14 protein-coding genes are annotated in these 13746 nt (G+C 70.3%); 4 read left to right on the plus strand and 10 right to left on the minus strand.

Annotated elements, in window-relative coordinates; translation table 11 throughout:
* Positions 1-58: 58 nt before the first annotated feature.
* From ACSHXC_RS33110 to ACSHXC_RS33130, 5 genes are all read right to left on the minus strand, one after another.
* Positions 59-220: a hypothetical protein gene (locus ACSHXC_RS33110; RefSeq protein ID WP_199826864.1), complete on the minus strand. Its 162-nt coding sequence runs from the start codon at positions 218-220 to the stop codon at positions 59-61.
* A 63-nt stretch (positions 221-283) separates the two neighbouring features.
* Complete coding sequence (locus ACSHXC_RS33115; protein ID WP_438295035.1) at positions 284-1240, minus strand: cytochrome c oxidase assembly protein; 957 nt, start codon at positions 1238-1240, stop codon at positions 284-286.
* Between the two features lie 125 nt (positions 1241-1365).
* Positions 1366-2391, minus strand: coding sequence for a 6-phosphofructokinase (locus ACSHXC_RS33120; protein ID WP_438295036.1), 1026 nt, complete (start codon positions 2389-2391; stop codon positions 1366-1368).
* A gap of 190 nt (positions 2392-2581) precedes the next feature.
* Positions 2582-3310 carry a type 1 glutamine amidotransferase gene (locus ACSHXC_RS33125; RefSeq protein ID WP_189960543.1) on the minus strand — a complete coding sequence of 243 codons (729 nt, stop codon included), beginning with the start codon at positions 3308-3310 and terminating at the stop codon, positions 2582-2584.
* 25 nt (positions 3311-3335) lie between these two features.
* Complete coding sequence (locus tag ACSHXC_RS33130) at positions 3336-4583, minus strand: MurT ligase domain-containing protein (RefSeq protein WP_438295037.1); 1248 nt, start codon at positions 4581-4583, stop codon at positions 3336-3338.
* Between the two features lie 117 nt (positions 4584-4700).
* Here ACSHXC_RS33130 and def point away from each other — a divergent pair, with 117 nt between their 5' ends.
* Positions 4701-5288 (plus strand): peptide deformylase, encoded by a 588-nt coding sequence (gene def, locus ACSHXC_RS33135; protein WP_438295038.1) that lies wholly within the window; start codon positions 4701-4703, stop codon positions 5286-5288.
* A gap of 205 nt (positions 5289-5493) precedes the next feature.
* Here def and ACSHXC_RS33140 read toward each other — a convergent pair whose 3' ends face one another.
* Positions 5494-6147 carry a TetR family transcriptional regulator gene (locus tag ACSHXC_RS33140; RefSeq protein WP_438295039.1) on the minus strand — a complete coding sequence of 218 codons (654 nt, stop codon included), beginning with the start codon at positions 6145-6147 and terminating at the stop codon, positions 5494-5496.
* A 176-nt stretch (positions 6148-6323) separates the two neighbouring features.
* Between ACSHXC_RS33140 and ACSHXC_RS33145 the strand changes: the two genes are divergently transcribed.
* On the plus strand, positions 6324-7553 hold the full coding sequence (locus ACSHXC_RS33145; RefSeq protein WP_438295040.1) for an acyl-CoA dehydrogenase family protein: 1230 nt from the start codon (positions 6324-6326) through the stop codon (positions 7551-7553).
* Here the strand turns inward: ACSHXC_RS33145 and ACSHXC_RS33150 are convergent.
* The gene (locus ACSHXC_RS33150; protein WP_438295041.1) at positions 7550-8302 is read right to left on the minus strand and encodes a TetR/AcrR family transcriptional regulator; all 753 of its coding nucleotides are present in this window, start codon (positions 8300-8302) and stop codon (positions 7550-7552) included. The genes ACSHXC_RS33145 and ACSHXC_RS33150 overlap by 4 nt on opposite strands.
* Positions 8303-8421: 119 nt before the next feature.
* On the opposite strand from ACSHXC_RS33150, the gene ACSHXC_RS33155 reads away from it, so the two are divergent.
* Positions 8422-8649 (plus strand): hypothetical protein, encoded by a 228-nt coding sequence (locus ACSHXC_RS33155; protein ID WP_438295042.1) that lies wholly within the window; start codon positions 8422-8424, stop codon positions 8647-8649.
* Between the two features lie 67 nt (positions 8650-8716).
* Here the strand turns inward: ACSHXC_RS33155 and ACSHXC_RS33160 are convergent, their stop codons facing one another.
* The 3 genes from ACSHXC_RS33160 to ACSHXC_RS33170 are packed head-to-tail and all read right to left on the minus strand — an operon-like array spanning position 8717 to position 12724.
* Complete coding sequence (locus ACSHXC_RS33160) at positions 8717-9205, minus strand: glutathione peroxidase (RefSeq protein WP_438295043.1); 489 nt, start codon at positions 9203-9205, stop codon at positions 8717-8719.
* Between the two features lie 31 nt (positions 9206-9236).
* Positions 9237-10118, minus strand: a complete 882-nt coding sequence (locus ACSHXC_RS33165; RefSeq protein ID WP_438295044.1) for an acyl-CoA thioesterase — start codon at positions 10116-10118, stop codon at positions 9237-9239.
* A 32-nt stretch (positions 10119-10150) separates the two neighbouring features.
* The gene (locus ACSHXC_RS33170) at positions 10151-12724 is read right to left on the minus strand and encodes a DEAD/DEAH box helicase (protein ID WP_438295045.1); all 2574 of its coding nucleotides are present in this window, start codon (positions 12722-12724) and stop codon (positions 10151-10153) included.
* 84 nt (positions 12725-12808) lie between these two features.
* Here ACSHXC_RS33170 and ACSHXC_RS33175 point away from each other — a divergent pair, with 84 nt between their 5' ends.
* Positions 12809-13600 carry a metal-dependent hydrolase gene (locus ACSHXC_RS33175; RefSeq protein WP_438295046.1) on the plus strand — a complete coding sequence of 264 codons (792 nt, stop codon included), beginning with the start codon at positions 12809-12811 and terminating at the stop codon, positions 13598-13600.
* The last annotated feature ends 146 nt before the right edge of the window (positions 13601-13746 follow it).

Here is a 13746-nt window from a genome sequence, read left to right on the forward strand (position 1 = left end):
CCAGAAGACCACAGTCGGGCTGGGCTGACCGCGCGGGGTTCTGGCACGAGCGCTCAGCTCAGGTGCTGCGCGACGTCGCGGCCGTCCCGATCGCGGTGAGCCCGAGCACCACCCAGCCGAACCACAGCCAGCCGCTGCTGCCGAGCGCCACCGTGTACGCCGTGATCACCACCAGCATCACGAGGGTGAGCACCATCATCGACTTCGTCGAACGGGGCATAGCATCCCCTTCCTCCCGGCGGGCGCCGTGAAGACCATGGTCTCCCCGGGAGGGGTCGCCGCGCTACTGCCCGCGCGTGTTCAGCGAGGCGAGATAGGCGTTGTAGGCCTGAAGTTCCCTGTCGCCGTTGCGCTCGGCGGCCCGGTCCGTGCGGCGTGCGTGGCGCTTCTCGGTGGCGTACCACTGGAAGACGAGCGCGATCAGGACGAGCACCGAGGGGATCTCGCTGAACGCCCAGGCGATGCCGCCGCCCGCCTGCTGATCGGTCAGCGCGTCGATCCCGAGCGAGGCCGGCGGGTTCTTGTACGTGCCGATCATGGGCTCGCTGGCCATCATCAGGGCGATGCCGAAGAAGGCGTGGAAGGGCATCCCGGCGAAGAGCTCCAGCATCCGCATCACATAGCCGGGCCGGTGCGGGCCCGGGTCCACGCCCATGATCGGCCAGAAGAAGACCAGGCCGACCGCGAGGAAGTGGACCATCATCGCGATGTGCCCCGTCTTGGACTCCATCAGGAAGTCGAAGAGCGGCGTGAAATAGAGCCCGTACAGGCTCGCGATGAACAGCGGGATGGTGAACGCCGGGTGCGTGATGATCTTCATGTACCGGCTGTGCAGCAGCATCAGGAGCAGCTCGCGCGGGCCCTTGCGGCCGCGCGGGGCAACAGGCAGCGCACGCAGCGCGAGCGTGACCGGGGCGCCGAGCAGCAGCAGGATGGGCGACAGCATGCTGATCACCATGTGCTGCACCATGTGCACGCTGAACATGACCATGCCGTAGTCGTTGAGCTTGGTGCACATGACGAGCCCGATGGTCAGGACGCCCACGGTCCAGAAGATCATCCGGCTGACCGGCCAGCTGTCACCGCGCCGCTTGAGCCGGACCACACCCCACGCGTACAGGCCGAGCCCGAGCAGGCAGCCGATGAGGAAGAAGGGGTCCGCCGACCATTCGAGCCCCCGTGCCAGCGTGAACGGCGGCAGGTCCATGTTCATGTCCATGCCGTGCCCGCTGTGATCCATCCGCTGACTCCTGATTCGTACCGGTTGTCCCGCACCAGACTAGAACCGCCCCCGGCCGGTGATGCGGCCGGGGGCGGTTCATTGCGTACAAAACAATCCGGAGGCGACCGGAAGTCCGAGAACGACTAGAGGACGCACTCCGCTTCGGCGTACCGCTCGGCCGGGACGGTCTTCAGGGTGGCCGTCGCCTCGGCGAGGGGGACCATCACGATGTCGGTGCCGCGCAGTGCGGTCAGCATCCCGAACTCGCCGCGGTGGGCGGCCTCGACCGCGTGCCAGCCGAAGCGGGTGGCGAGCACCCTGTCGTACGCGGTGGGCGTGCCGCCGCGCTGGACGTGGCCGAGGATGACCGGCCGGGCCTCCTTGCCCAGGCGCTGCTCCAGCTCGATGGAGAGCTGGCGGGCCACGCCCGCGAAGCGCTCGTGGCCGTAGACGTCGGTGCCGCCCACGTCGAACTGCATCGAGCCCTCGCGCGGCTTCGCGCCCTCGGCGACGACGACGATCGCGAACTTCTTGCCCGCCGAGAAGCGCCGGCCGACCAGCTCGGTCAGCTCGTCGATGTCGAAGGGGCGCTCGGGCACGACGATGGCGTGCGCACCGGCGGCCATGCCCGAGTGCAGCGCGATCCAGCCGGTGTGGCGGCCCATGACCTCGACGATCAGCACGCGCTGGTGCGATTCGGCGGTGGTCTTCAGACGGTCGAGGGCCTCGGTCGCCACGCCCACGGCGGTGTCGAAGCCGAAGGTGACATCGGTGGAGGCGATGTCGTTGTCGATGGTCTTGGGCACGCCGACGATCGGCAGACCCGCCTCGGAGAGCAGGGTCGCGGCCTTGAGGGTGCCCTCGCCGCCGATCGGGATGATCGCGTCGAGGCCGAGCTCGGCGACATGTCCCTTGGCGCGCTCGACGCCGTCGCGCAGATGCGCCGGCTGCACGCGGGAGGAGCCGAGAATGGTGCCGCCACGGGCGAGGATGCCGCCGACCGCGTCGAGGTCGAGCTTGCGGTAGTCGGCTTCGAGCAGGCCCTTCCAGCCGTCGTGGAAGCCGATGACCTCGTCGCCGTGGTCGACCACCGCGCGGTGCACGACGGATCGGATGACGGCGTTCAGGCCGGGGCAGTCGCCGCCGGAGGTGAGCACACCAATTCGCATTGCCCGGAGAACCTTTGCAACGTGGGCCGACGACCGGACCACGTCGTCCGGTTGGATCCCCGTCACCCTACCGGCGCAGGGTGACGGGGGCCGAATCGGAGGTCCGACTGATGGACGTGGTACGAACGTACGAACCGCCCAGCAGTCGGACCGAGTTGCCCGAGGTGTCCGCTCTTGCCTGTTTGGCGCGTTACGCGGGCTGGGTCGCCGACGCGATGCGCTCGGCACGCAGCGCCTCGTACCAGCGGTCGTCGGTCGGCGGCAGCGCGTTCACGTCGAGCGCCAGCTTCAGGAGCATGTCCGCGATCTGCGGATTGCGCGCGAGGACCGGGCCGTGCATGTACGTACCGAAGACGGTGTCGTTGTACGCGCCCTCGGTGCCGTCGCCCGTGCCGTTGCCCTTGCCCAGGCGGACCCGGGCGAACGGGCGGGCGGTCGGCCCGAGGTGGGTGACGCCCTGGTGGTTCTCGAAGCCGGTGAGCTGAGGCAGCCCGAGCCGCTCGTCGATGTCGCCGAGGACGTCGCCGACGCAGCGCTCGCCCTCGCCGCGCGTCGAGATCACGTCGAGCAGGCCGAGGCCCGGCTCGCGCTCGCCGAGGTCGTTGATGAACTCGTGGCCCAGGATCTGGTACCCGGCGCAGACCGAGAAGATGATCGCGCCGTTGGAGGCGGCGCGGCTCAACCCGGTGTCGCGGCGCAGCCGCTCGGCGGCGAGCCGCTGCGGCCGGTCCTCGCCGCCGCCGATGAGGTAGATGTCACCGGAGGTCGGGATCGGCTGGTCGCTGCGGACGTCGAGCCGGTGCACTTCCAGGCCGCGCTGGCGCGCCCGGCGCTCCACGACCAGGGCGTTGCCCTGGTCGCCGTAGGTGCTCAGCAGGTCGGGGTAGACCCACACGAGGCGCAGGCTGTTGTCTGCCATGTCGCTTGCTTGCTCCTTGCTGGGGTCAGTTGCCGACGACGCGGCGGACGTCCTGGAACGCGGTGTAGTTGGCGATGAGCTCGATCCGCCCGGGCGGCGCCAACTGGGTGCACTCCTCCAGGCTTTCGCAGACCCGGAAGTCCAGGTTCGCGACCTCAAGGCGCACCGCCAGGTCCAGCTTGCGGTCGCCGATCACGAAGATCGGGTGGCCGGCGAGCCGGGTGTAGTCGACGTCCCACAGCCAGGAGGTGTCCGTGCCGTCAGCGCCGCGGGCGTTGACGGACAGGATGACCGGCGTGGGCGGCGGGTCGATGAGGGAAAACGTTTCGAGCCAGCCCGCCGGGTTCTTCGCGAGCAGCAGCCGCAGCTCACGCCCCTGGAAGTTGACCACGTCGTATCGTCCCGCCACCGCCTGCACCTGGTACATGCGCTCCAGGGCGACCTGCGGCGGCACCCCGAACACGGCGGCGACCGCGGCGGAGGTCGCGGCGTTCGCCTTGTTGGCGCGGCCGGGCAGCTGGAGGTGGATCGGCCAGGCCGAGCCGTGCGGGTCCAGTACGTAGTCGCCGTTGAGCACCCAACTGGGCGCCGGGCGGCGGAAACCGCACTCGCCGCAGAACCAGTCGTCGCCGGGCCGCTGCATCACACCGCCGCAGGCGGGGCACGACCAGGCGTCGTCCTTCCACTCCTGACCGGCCGCCACCCACACCACATTGGGCGAGGAGGACGCCGCCCACACGACCAGCGGGTCGTCCGCGTTGGCGATCACCACGGCCTTGGAGCCGGACAGGCCCTCGCGCCACTTCTCGGCGAGCATGCGGGTCTCCGCGGCGCGGTCCAGCTGGTCGCGCGAGAGGTTGAGCAGCGCGATCGCCTTGGGCGTCACATCGCGCGCGACACCCGCCAGATACTTCTCGTCGACCTCGATCACGCCGTACTTGGCGTCCGAACCGCCCGCCAGCGCCGACGTGATGCCGGCCGGCATGTTGGCGCCGAGCGCGTTCGACACCACCGGGCCGCTGGCCCGCAGTGCCTCGGCGATCAGCCGGGTCGTGGTCGTCTTGCCGTTCGTCGCCGACACCAGGACGACGTCCAGATGAGTGGCGAGCCGCCCGAGCAGATCGGGGTCGAGCTTGAGCGCGACGCGCCCGCCGATCACCGATCCACTGCCCCGGCCCGCCGCGCGCGACACCGCCGCGGCGGCCTTGCCCGCGGTCACCGCCAGCTTGGCTCGCGGTGACAGGGGCCCGGCACCTCCAACGTGTCCTGACATCGTCCTTGATCCTCCTTGCGCCTGGGTCGGGTGTCAGCCTATCGAGATCCGGTCGGCGGCCCGAACCGCGCCACCATCCGGAATGGCCTCCACCCCTCGGAACGTACTCTTGCGCCCATGCGCCACCGCCCCATTCCCGGCAGTTCCGGCTCCGTACGAGAGATGAGTCTCCTCGGCGACCGGTTCCTCCACGCCCCCTGCGAACCCGTCACGGACTTCGGTCCCGAGCTGCACCGGCTCGTCGAGGACATGTTCGCCACGATGTACGCGGCCGACGGCGTCGGCCTGGCGGCGAACCAGATCGGCGTCGCCCGGCGGGTGTTCGTGTACGACTGCCCCGACGACGAGGACGTGCGGCATCTGGGGTACGTCGTCAACCCCCGCCTCGTGGAGGCCGACGGCATCGAGGTGCGCGGCGCCGAGGGCTGCCTCTCCCTGCCGGGTCTTGAGGCGCCGACCTCGCGCTTCGACCGCGCGGTGGTGGAGGGCGTCGACCTCTCCGGCGCGCCGGTCCGCATCGAAGGCACCGGGTTCTTCGCGAGGTGCCTGCAGCACGAGTGCGACCACTTGGAGGGGGCGGTGTACGCGGACCGGGTCACGGGGTGGCGTAGGTCCCTGCTGCGGCGGGCGATCCGCAAGGCGCCGTGGGGCGCACGGGCGGACTGGCCCCACCCCGCCCCTTCCCTAAACCCTCCGGGGGTGTGATGCCCGGCTGCGGACCGTGCGTGGCTGGTCGCTCCCCCAAGTTCTCGGCTTCTCCCCCCTGGCCCTTAAGGCCTTGGGGGAGTTCGAGGACGAGCGCCCTTCAGGCGCGAACGGGGTCTGGGGCGGAGCCCCAGGGGTCTTCCACCCCCGGAGGCCACGCGGCGGAGCCGCACAATGTCACAGCGGGAAGGGGCGGGGTGGGGGATCAGAAGCCCGGCCCGCCCACCCTGTCGCCGGCGGCAGCCAGCCGGCCCCACAGGAGGTCCGCCAGGGCCTGGACCAACTCCGCGCGGGAGCACGGGCGTTCGCCCAGCCACCAGTCGCCCGCCGCATGCATCATGCCGACGATCCCGTGCCCCCACACCCGCGCGAGCACCTCACTGCCCGGCCCGAGATCGATCCGCTCGGCGATCACCACACCGAGATCCTCGCCCATGCGGCGAAGCAGCGGCGCGGAGTGCCGGCCCACGTCGAAGCCCTGCTCGGACTCCGGCGCCGGGGTGTCCTCGGCGGGGTGCATCAGGAACCGGTACACCTGAGGCCGCGCCTCGATGGCCGTCAGATAGGTCTCCAGGGTCGCCTCGACCCGTTCACGCCGCTCGGCCGGCGCGTCGAGCGCGGCCCGCAGCGCGGAGAGCAGGGCGTCGGTGTGGCGCTTGGCGAGCGCCCGGTAGAGCCCTCCCTTGTCGCCGAAGTGCCGGTAGAGGATGGGCTTGGTGATGCCCGCCTCCGCCGCGATCGCGTTCATGGAGGCCTTCGGGCCGTCCCGGAGCACCACCCGGTCCGCCGCCTCCAGCAGTTCGCGCCGCCGGCGCTCCGCCGCCGTTCGCTGCTGTTCGGCCTGATGTGTGGTCTCCATGGGTTCTTCTCCCCGCCCGTACTGCATGCTCCGTGGGTTCCATCTTTCGGAAGCCTTGCGCAACGTAACACCCCGCCCGGCGGCGGCGCTGGGCGGCCGGTCGTCGGTTGACAGGGGCTACCCGTCGGTAACAGACTTCGGTTACCGCAAGTAACGCATGGAGTGGTGGAGGGGACATGGCCGAGTTCACGATGGATCTCAGCGACGACCAGAAGCAGGTCCGTGACTGGCTGCACGGGTTCGCCAAGGATGTGATCCGTCCCGCGGCCGCCGAGTGGGACGAGCGCGAGGAGACCCCCTGGCCGGTGATCCAGGAGGCGGCCAAGGTCGGAATCTACTCCCTCGACTTCTATGCGCAGCAGTTCTTCGACCCGAGCGGCCTCGGCATCCCGGTCGCCATGGAGGAGCTGTTCTGGGGCGATGCGGGCATAGCGCTCTCCATCGTCGGCACGGGCCTGGCCGCTGTCGGCGTCCTCGCCAACGGCACCGAGGAGCAGATCGGCACCTGGATCCCGCAGATGTACGGCGACGTGACCGACGTCAAGGTCGCCGCCTTCTGCTCCTCCGAGCCGGACGCGGGCTCCGACGTCGCCTCGATGCGCACCCGGGCCGTGTACGACGCGGCCAAGGACGAGTGGGTCCTGAACGGCACCAAGACCTGGGCGACCAACGGCGGCATCGCCAATGTCCACGTCGTCGTCGCGGTCGTCGACGCCGAGCTCGGCTCCAAGGGCCACGCCTCCTTCATCGTGCCGCCCGACACCCCGGGTCTGACGCAGGGTCAGAAGTTCAAGAAGCACGGCATCCGCGCCTCGCACACCGCCGAGGTGGTGCTGGAGGACGTGCGCGTGCCGGGCCACTGCCTGCTCGGCGGCAAGGAGAAGCTCGACGAGCGGCTCGCGCGGGCCCGCGAGAAGGCCAAGGCTGGTGGCGGGGAGCGTGTGAAGAACGCCGCGATGGCCACCTTCGAGGCCTCCCGCCCGGCCGTCGGCGCGATGGCGGTCGGCACCGCACGGGCCGCGTACGACTACGCGCTCGAATACGCCAAGACCCGTGAGCAGTTCGGCCGCCCGATCATCGACAACCAGGGCATCGCCTTCCAGCTCGCCGACATGCGCACCCAGATCGACGCGGCCCGCCTGCTGGTGTGGCGCGCGTCCTGGATGGCGACGACGGGCAAGAAGTTCGAGTCGGCCGAGGGCTCGATGTCCAAGCTGTACGCCAGCGAGACGGCCAAGAAGGTCACCGCCCAGGCGATCCAGATCCTCGGCGGCAACGGCTTCACCCGCGAGTACCCGGTGGAGCGCATGCACCGGGACGCGGCCATCTACACCATTTTTGAAGGTACGAGCGAGATCCAGCGGCTCGTCATCGCCCGCACCCTCTCCGGCATGCCGATCCGCTAGCGGTCGGCGCGCGGCTCGAAGATCCGGTCGAGGTGATAGCCCAGGGTGGCCGTCACCTCGGCCGCGCCGCGTCGGCCGTGCAGCATGTCCCCGCCGAGCCCCACGGCACCCGACACCAGTAGATCGGCCTCGTGGCGCGCGTCGAGCCCGGGCCGGCACGCGCCGCTCTCCTGTGCCTGCCCGATGATCCACGCGACCAGATCCTCCAGTGGATGCTCGGCGCTCAGGAACACCGCCGCGAGCGCGGGATCGGTGAGGCTGCGGGAGTAGTACGCGGAGAGGACGCGCAGCCCGAAGCGCCGCTCCTCGTCGAGCGGCAGGAACTCCTCAAGAGTCGCGTTGAGCAGCGCGCGCGGATCGCCCGGGTCGTAGTCGATGCGCTCGCGGGCCCGCCGTTCGTTGTCCGAATGCAGCAACTTCAGTGCGCCGACGAGGAGTTGGTGCTTGTTGCCGAAGTGGTGCTGGACCGAGCGCAGCGAGACGCCCGCCTCGGCCGCGATCTCCCGCATGCTCGCCTCGTGCAGCCCCCGCCCGGCCGCGATGCGCCACACCGCCCCGGCGATCTCCCGCCGCCGCCCCTCCAGCTCTGCGGGCTCCTGAGGCTCGGGCTCGGGCAGCGGCGGCCGCTTGCGGGCGCGGTACGCCCGGGCCTGACAGCTCCGCGAGCAGTAGCGGGCCGGACGCCCGCGTCCCGCCGGCCCGAGACCCGTACCGCACACCTCGCAGCAGGCTTCCTTTTCGTCACGCACATTACTGACTATAGGCGAGGAAATGGTGTGACGTAACGCGTCTCTGGCCAGGAATTACGCGCATCGGCGCTGGTACGTTCGTATCAATGACCGGGTGAGTTCGGAGCGGGAGAGTTCGCATGAAGTACGACGTGTTGCAGATCGTGGGGGCGGCGCTGATGGTCGTCTTCGCGCAGGGTGCCATCCGCATCCTGGTGGACCACGACAACAGCGGATTCCTCGGATGGGTGCCGGGCGGCTTCCCGGCCCAGCTGCTCGCCCACCTGGCCCTGGTCGCGATCGGCGTCCTGGTCGGCGGGCACGCCCACGCCCGGGCGAAGGCGCTGGGTCGGCGGGAGCGCGGCTGACCCCGGACACGCGAAAGGCGCTCCGCCCTTGAAAAAGGGGGGAGCGCCCTGGGCGCCAACTGCCGGGTCAGGCAGGGAGGTTGGCCTCGATCAGGGCGACGACCTCGGGTGCGTCCGGCTCCGTGCGGGGGCGGATCCGGGCGGCCACCTCGCCCTGCGGGGAGAGCAGGAACTTCTCGAAGTTCCACTGGATGTCGCCGGCCTCGCCGTCGGCGTCCGCGGTCTTCGTCAGCTCCGCGTACAGCGGGTGCCGGCCCTCGCCGTTCACGTCGGTCTTCTCCAGGAGCGGGAAGGTCACGCCGTACGTCGCCGAGCAGAACGTGCCGATCTCCTCGGCGGTGCCGGGCTCCTGGCCGCCGAACTGGTTGCACGGCACGCCGAGCACGGTCAGGCCGCGGTCGCCGTACTCCTTCTGGAGGCGCTCAAGGCCCGCGTACTGCGGGGTCAGACCGCACTTGGACGCCACGTTCACCAGGAGCACGGCGCGGCCCTCGTAGTCGGCGAGGGAAGTCGGCTCGCCGGTCAGGGTGCGCAGCGGGATGTCGTACAGGCTCATCGGTAACTCCTTCTGGAAAAAGGTGAGTTGATCAGTCGGCGGTGGGAGTGAGGGGGCGGAACAGGCCCTCCTGGACCACCGACACCAGCAGTTCGCCCGCACGGTTGTAGATCCGGCCGCGGGCCAGGCCCCGGCCGCCCGTCGAGACCGGGGACTCCTGGTCGTACAGGAACCACTCGTCGGCGCGGAACGGGCGGTGGAACCACATCGCGTGGTCGAGCGAGGCCATGTCGAAGCCGCGCGGCCCCCACAGCGGCTCGACCGGGATGCGCACCGCGTCCAGAAGCGTCATGTCGCTCGCGTACGTCAGCGCGCAGGTGTGCACCAGCGGGTCGTCACCCAGCGGGCCGACCGCCCGCATCCAGACCGCGCTGCGCGGATCCGCGCCCTTGATCTCCTCGGCTGTCCAGCGCAGCCGGTCCACGTACCGGATGTCGAACGGCTGGCGGCGAGCCATCCGCTCCAGCGCCTCGGGAAGGGCCCCCAGGTGCTCGCGGATCTCCTCGGCGACCGTGGGCAGCGACTCCGGCTCGGGGAAATCGAGGCGCGGCGGGAGCTGGTGCTCGATGCTGCCGTGCTCGGGGCGGTGGAAGGACGCGGTGAGGTTGAAGATCGTGCGGCCCTGCTGGACGGCCGTGACCCGCCGGGTGGTGAAGGAGCGCCCGTCGCGCACCCGCTCCACCTGGTAGACGATCGGCACGCCGGGGCGGCCCGGACGCAGGAAGTACGCGTGCAGCGAGTGCACCGGGCGCTCGCCGTCCGTCGTGCGCCCGGCCGCGACCAGGGCCTGGCCCGCGACCTGCCCGCCGAAGACCCGCTGGAGGGACTCCTCGGGGCTGCGGCCACGGAAGATGTCGACCTCGATCCGCTCCAGGTCGAGCAGATCGACGAGTCTCTCCGCCGGATTGGTCATGTCGTCGCAGTCCTCTCGAAGAAGCGGCGCGGTCAGAGCTCGCCGACGTCGGTGACGCGCACCACCGCGCGGCCCTCTTCGTCGGAAGCCGCCAGATCGACCTCCGCGCTGATGCCCCAGCCATGGTCGCCGTTCGGGTCGGCGAACGTCTGGCGGACGCGCCACAGCCCGTGCGCCGTGTCCTCCTCGATCGCGAGCAGCTTGGGCCCACGCGCGTCGGGACCCGTGCCGAGGTCGTCGTACTCGTCCCAGTACTTGTCCATCGCCTCGCCCCACGCGTCCGCGTCCCAGCCGGACTCCGCGTCCAGCTCGCCCAGCGCGTCGACGTTGTCCAGGGCGGCCAGCTCGACCCGGCGGAACATGGCGTTGCGTACGAGCACGCGGAAGGCGCGGGCGTTGGCCGTGACCGGCTTGACCTCGTCGGCCTTCTCCTGGGCCTCCTCGGCGGTCTGGATCTCCGGGTTGGCGAGCTGCTCCCACTCGTCCAGGAGCGAGGAGTCCACCTGGCGCACCATCTCGCCGAGCCAGGCGATCAGGTCCTCCAGATCCTCGGTCTTGAGGTCGTCCGGGATGGTGTGGTCGAGCGCCTTGTACGCGCTCGCCAGATAGCGCAGCACGATGCCCTCGGTGCGCGCCAGCTCGTACCAGGAGGTGAACTCCGTGAAGGTGAGCGCCCGTTCGTACATGTCACGGATGACGGACTTCGGCGAGACCGGGTGGTCGCCGACCCACGGGTGCGACTTCTTGTAGACGTTGTACGCGTGCCACAGAAGCTCTTCCAGCGGCTTCGGGTACGAGATGTCCTGGAGCCGCTCCATGCGCTCCTCGTACTCGACGCCGTCCGCCTTCATCTGCCCGACGGCCTCGCCGCGCGCCTTGTTCTGCATCGCGGCGAGGATCTGCCGCGGGTCGTCCAGGGTCGACTCGACGACCGAGACCATGTCGAGCGCGTACGACGGCGACTCCGGGTCCAGGAGGTCGAAGGCGGCGAGTGCGAACGTCGACAGGGGCTGGTTCAGCGCGAAGTCCTGCTGGAGGTCGACGGTGAGCCGGATCGTGCGGCCCTCGGCGTCGGGGGTGTCGAGCTGCTCCACCACGCCGCCGTCGAGCAGCGAGCGGTAGATCGCGATGGCCCGGCGGATGTGCCGCAGCTGCGCCTTGCGCGGCTCGTGGTTGTCCTCCAGGAGGTGCCGCATCGCCTCGAAGGCGTTGCCCGGCCGGGCGATCACGGAGAGCAGCATGATGTTGGTGACCCGGAAGCGGGAGGTCAGCGGCTCGGGATCGGAGCCGATCAGCTTCTCGAAGGTGGTGTCCGACCAGGCCACGAAGCCCTCGGGGGCCTTCTTGCGGACCACCTTGCGGCGCTTCTTCGGGTCGTCGCCGGCCTTGGCGAGCGCCTTCTCGTTCTCGATGACGTGCTCGGGCGCCTGGGCCACCACGAACCCGGCGGTGTCGAACCCTGCCCGCCCGGCGCGGCCCGCGATCTGGTGGAACTCACGGGCGCGCAGGGTGCGTACGCGGTTGCCGTCGTACTTGGTGAGCGCGGTGAACAGGACCGTGCGGATCGGCACGTTGACGCCCACACCGAGGGTGTCCGTGCCGCAGATGACCTTCAACAGGCCCGCCTGCGCGAGCTTCTCGACCAGGCGGCGGTACTTGGGCAGCATGCCCGCGTGGTGCACACCGATGCCGTGCCGGACGTAACGGGACAGGTTCTGGCCGAACTTGGTGGTGAAGCGGAAGTTGCCGATCAGGTCGGCGATCTTGTCCTTCTCCTCGCGCGTACACATGTTGATCGACATGAGCGACTGCGCCCGCTCGACCGCCTGCGCCTGCGTGAAGTGCACGATGTACACCGGCGACTGCCGGGTTTCGAGCAGCTCGGTCAGCGTCTCGGTGATGGGCGTCGTCACGTACTCGTACGAGAGCGGCACGGGCCGGGTCGCCGAGCGGACCACTGCTGTCTCGCGGCCGGTGCGGCGGGTGAGGTCCTTCTCGAACATCGTGACGTCGCCGAGGGTGGCCGACATCAGGACGAACTGCGCCTGGGGGAGTTCCAGGATCGGGATCTGCCAGGCCCAGCCGCGGTCGGCCTCGGCGTAGAAGTGGAACTCGTCCATCACGACCTGGCCGATGTCGGCGTGCTTGCCGTCGCGCAGCGCGATCGAGGCGAGCACCTCGGCGGTGCAGCAGATGACGGGCGCGTCCGCGTTCACGGAGGCGTCGCCGGTCAGCATGCCGACGTTCTCGGTGCCGAAGAGCTTGCACAGGTCGAAGAACTTCTCCGAGACCAGCGCCTTGATCGGCGCGGTGTAGAAGGTGACCTCGTCCCGGGCGAGCGCCGCGAAGTGCGCACCCGCCGCCACCAGGCTCTTTCCGGAGCCGGTCGGGGTGGAAAGGATCACGTTGGCCCCGGACACGACCTCGATCAGCGCCTCCTCCTGGGCCGGGTACAGGTTGATGCCCCGATCCTCGGCCCAGGCGGAAAAGGCCTCGAAAAGGGCATCGGGGTCGGCACTCGGCGGCAGCTGATCGATAAGGGTCACGACCCCATCTTGCCTGGCGCGGGGCCGGAAGCGGGAACCGGCCGTCGGCATGAAGATCATCGCAGGTAGGCTGCCAGCTCGGCCCGTCCCCGGACGGGCCGTCAACTGACGCACGGAACAAGAGGAATGGGGCGGGGTACGGCCATGATGGGACCAGCTCACTCACTGTCGGGGGCCGCGGCCTGGCTCGGGGTGGGCGCGGCAGCGGCCGCCGCCGGACACGCCATGCCGTGGCCGGTGCTCGTCGTGGGCGCCCTGATCACGGCGGGTGCGGCCCTCGCACCCGACCTCGACCACAAGTCGGCGACCATCTCGCGCGCCTTCGGGCCGGTGTCGCGCGGCCTCTGCGGCATCGTCGACGAGCTGTCGCACGCCGTCTACAAGGCGACCCGCGGCCCTGGCGACCCGCGCCGCAACGGCGGCCACCGCACCCTGACCCACACCTGGCTGTGGGCCGTCCTGATAGGGGCGGGCGCCTCCGCGGCGGCGGTGTTCGGCGGGCGCTGGGCGGTCCTCGCGATCCTCTTCGTGCACCTCGTCCTCGCGGTGGAAGGCCTGCTGTGGCGGGCCGCCCGGGTCTCCAGCGACGTGCTGGTGTGGGCGCTCGGGGCGACCAGTGCGTGGATCCTGGCCGACGTCCTCGACCAGCCGGGCAACGGCTCGGACTGGCTGTTCAGCGGCCCCGGCCAGGAGTACCTGTGGCTGGGTCTGCCGATCGTGCTAGGCGCCCTCGTGCACGACATCGGCGACGCCCTGACGGTCTCGGGCTGCCCGATCCTGTGGCCGATCCCGTTGGGCCGCAAGCGCTGGCACCCCATCGGCCCGCCGAAGGGCATGCGCTTCCGGGCCGGCAGCTGGGTGGAGCTGAAGGTTTTGATGCCGGCATTCATGGTGCTGGGCGGGATAGGGGCGGCGGGCGCGCTGAACTTCATTTGACGGCCTTGCTCCGCCTCCGGCGAGGTTCGCCCCTCCCCGCCCCTTCCCGCTGTGACACTCTGCGGCTCCGCCGCGTGGCCGCCGGGGGTGGGGAAAGGGGAAGCCGGTTTCCTGGGGCTCCGCCCCAGACCCCGTATCGCGCCTGA

Origin of the sequence: Streptomyces sp. HUAS TT7 (assembly GCF_051550175.1) — a bacterium.
In the GTDB taxonomy this organism is placed as follows: domain Bacteria; phylum Actinomycetota; class Actinomycetes; order Streptomycetales; family Streptomycetaceae; genus Streptomyces.

Bases quoted from the DNA above. Each gene is read 5' to 3' on its own strand.
- ACSHXC_RS33110 (WP_199826864.1), bottom strand. From the start codon at position 220: ATGCCCCGTTCGACGAAGTCGATGATGGTGCTCACCCTCGTGATGCTG.
- ACSHXC_RS33115 (WP_438295035.1), bottom strand. From the start codon at position 1,240: ATGGATCACAGCGGGCACGGCATGGACATGAACATGGACCTGCCGCCG.
- ACSHXC_RS33120 (WP_438295036.1), bottom strand. From the start codon at position 2,391: ATGCGAATTGGTGTGCTCACCTCCGGCGGCGACTGCCCCGGCCTGAAC.
- ACSHXC_RS33125 (WP_189960543.1), bottom strand. From the start codon at position 3,310: ATGGCAGACAACAGCCTGCGCCTCGTGTGGGTCTACCCCGACCTGCTG.
- ACSHXC_RS33130 (WP_438295037.1), bottom strand. From the start codon at position 4,583: ATGTCAGGACACGTTGGAGGTGCCGGGCCCCTGTCACCGCGAGCCAAG.
- def (WP_438295038.1), top strand. From the start codon at position 4,701: ATGCGCCACCGCCCCATTCCCGGCAGTTCCGGCTCCGTACGAGAGATG.
- ACSHXC_RS33140 (WP_438295039.1), bottom strand. From the start codon at position 6,147: ATGGAGACCACACATCAGGCCGAACAGCAGCGAACGGCGGCGGAGCGC.
- ACSHXC_RS33145 (WP_438295040.1), top strand. From the start codon at position 6,324: ATGGCCGAGTTCACGATGGATCTCAGCGACGACCAGAAGCAGGTCCGT.
- ACSHXC_RS33155 (WP_438295042.1), top strand. From the start codon at position 8,422: ATGAAGTACGACGTGTTGCAGATCGTGGGGGCGGCGCTGATGGTCGTC.
- ACSHXC_RS33160 (WP_438295043.1), bottom strand. From the start codon at position 9,205: ATGAGCCTGTACGACATCCCGCTGCGCACCCTGACCGGCGAGCCGACT.
- ACSHXC_RS33165 (WP_438295044.1), bottom strand. From the start codon at position 10,118: ATGACCAATCCGGCGGAGAGACTCGTCGATCTGCTCGACCTGGAGCGG.
- ACSHXC_RS33170 (WP_438295045.1), bottom strand. From the start codon at position 12,724: ATGATCTTCATGCCGACGGCCGGTTCCCGCTTCCGGCCCCGCGCCAGG.
- ACSHXC_RS33175 (WP_438295046.1), top strand. From the start codon at position 12,809: ATGATGGGACCAGCTCACTCACTGTCGGGGGCCGCGGCCTGGCTCGGG.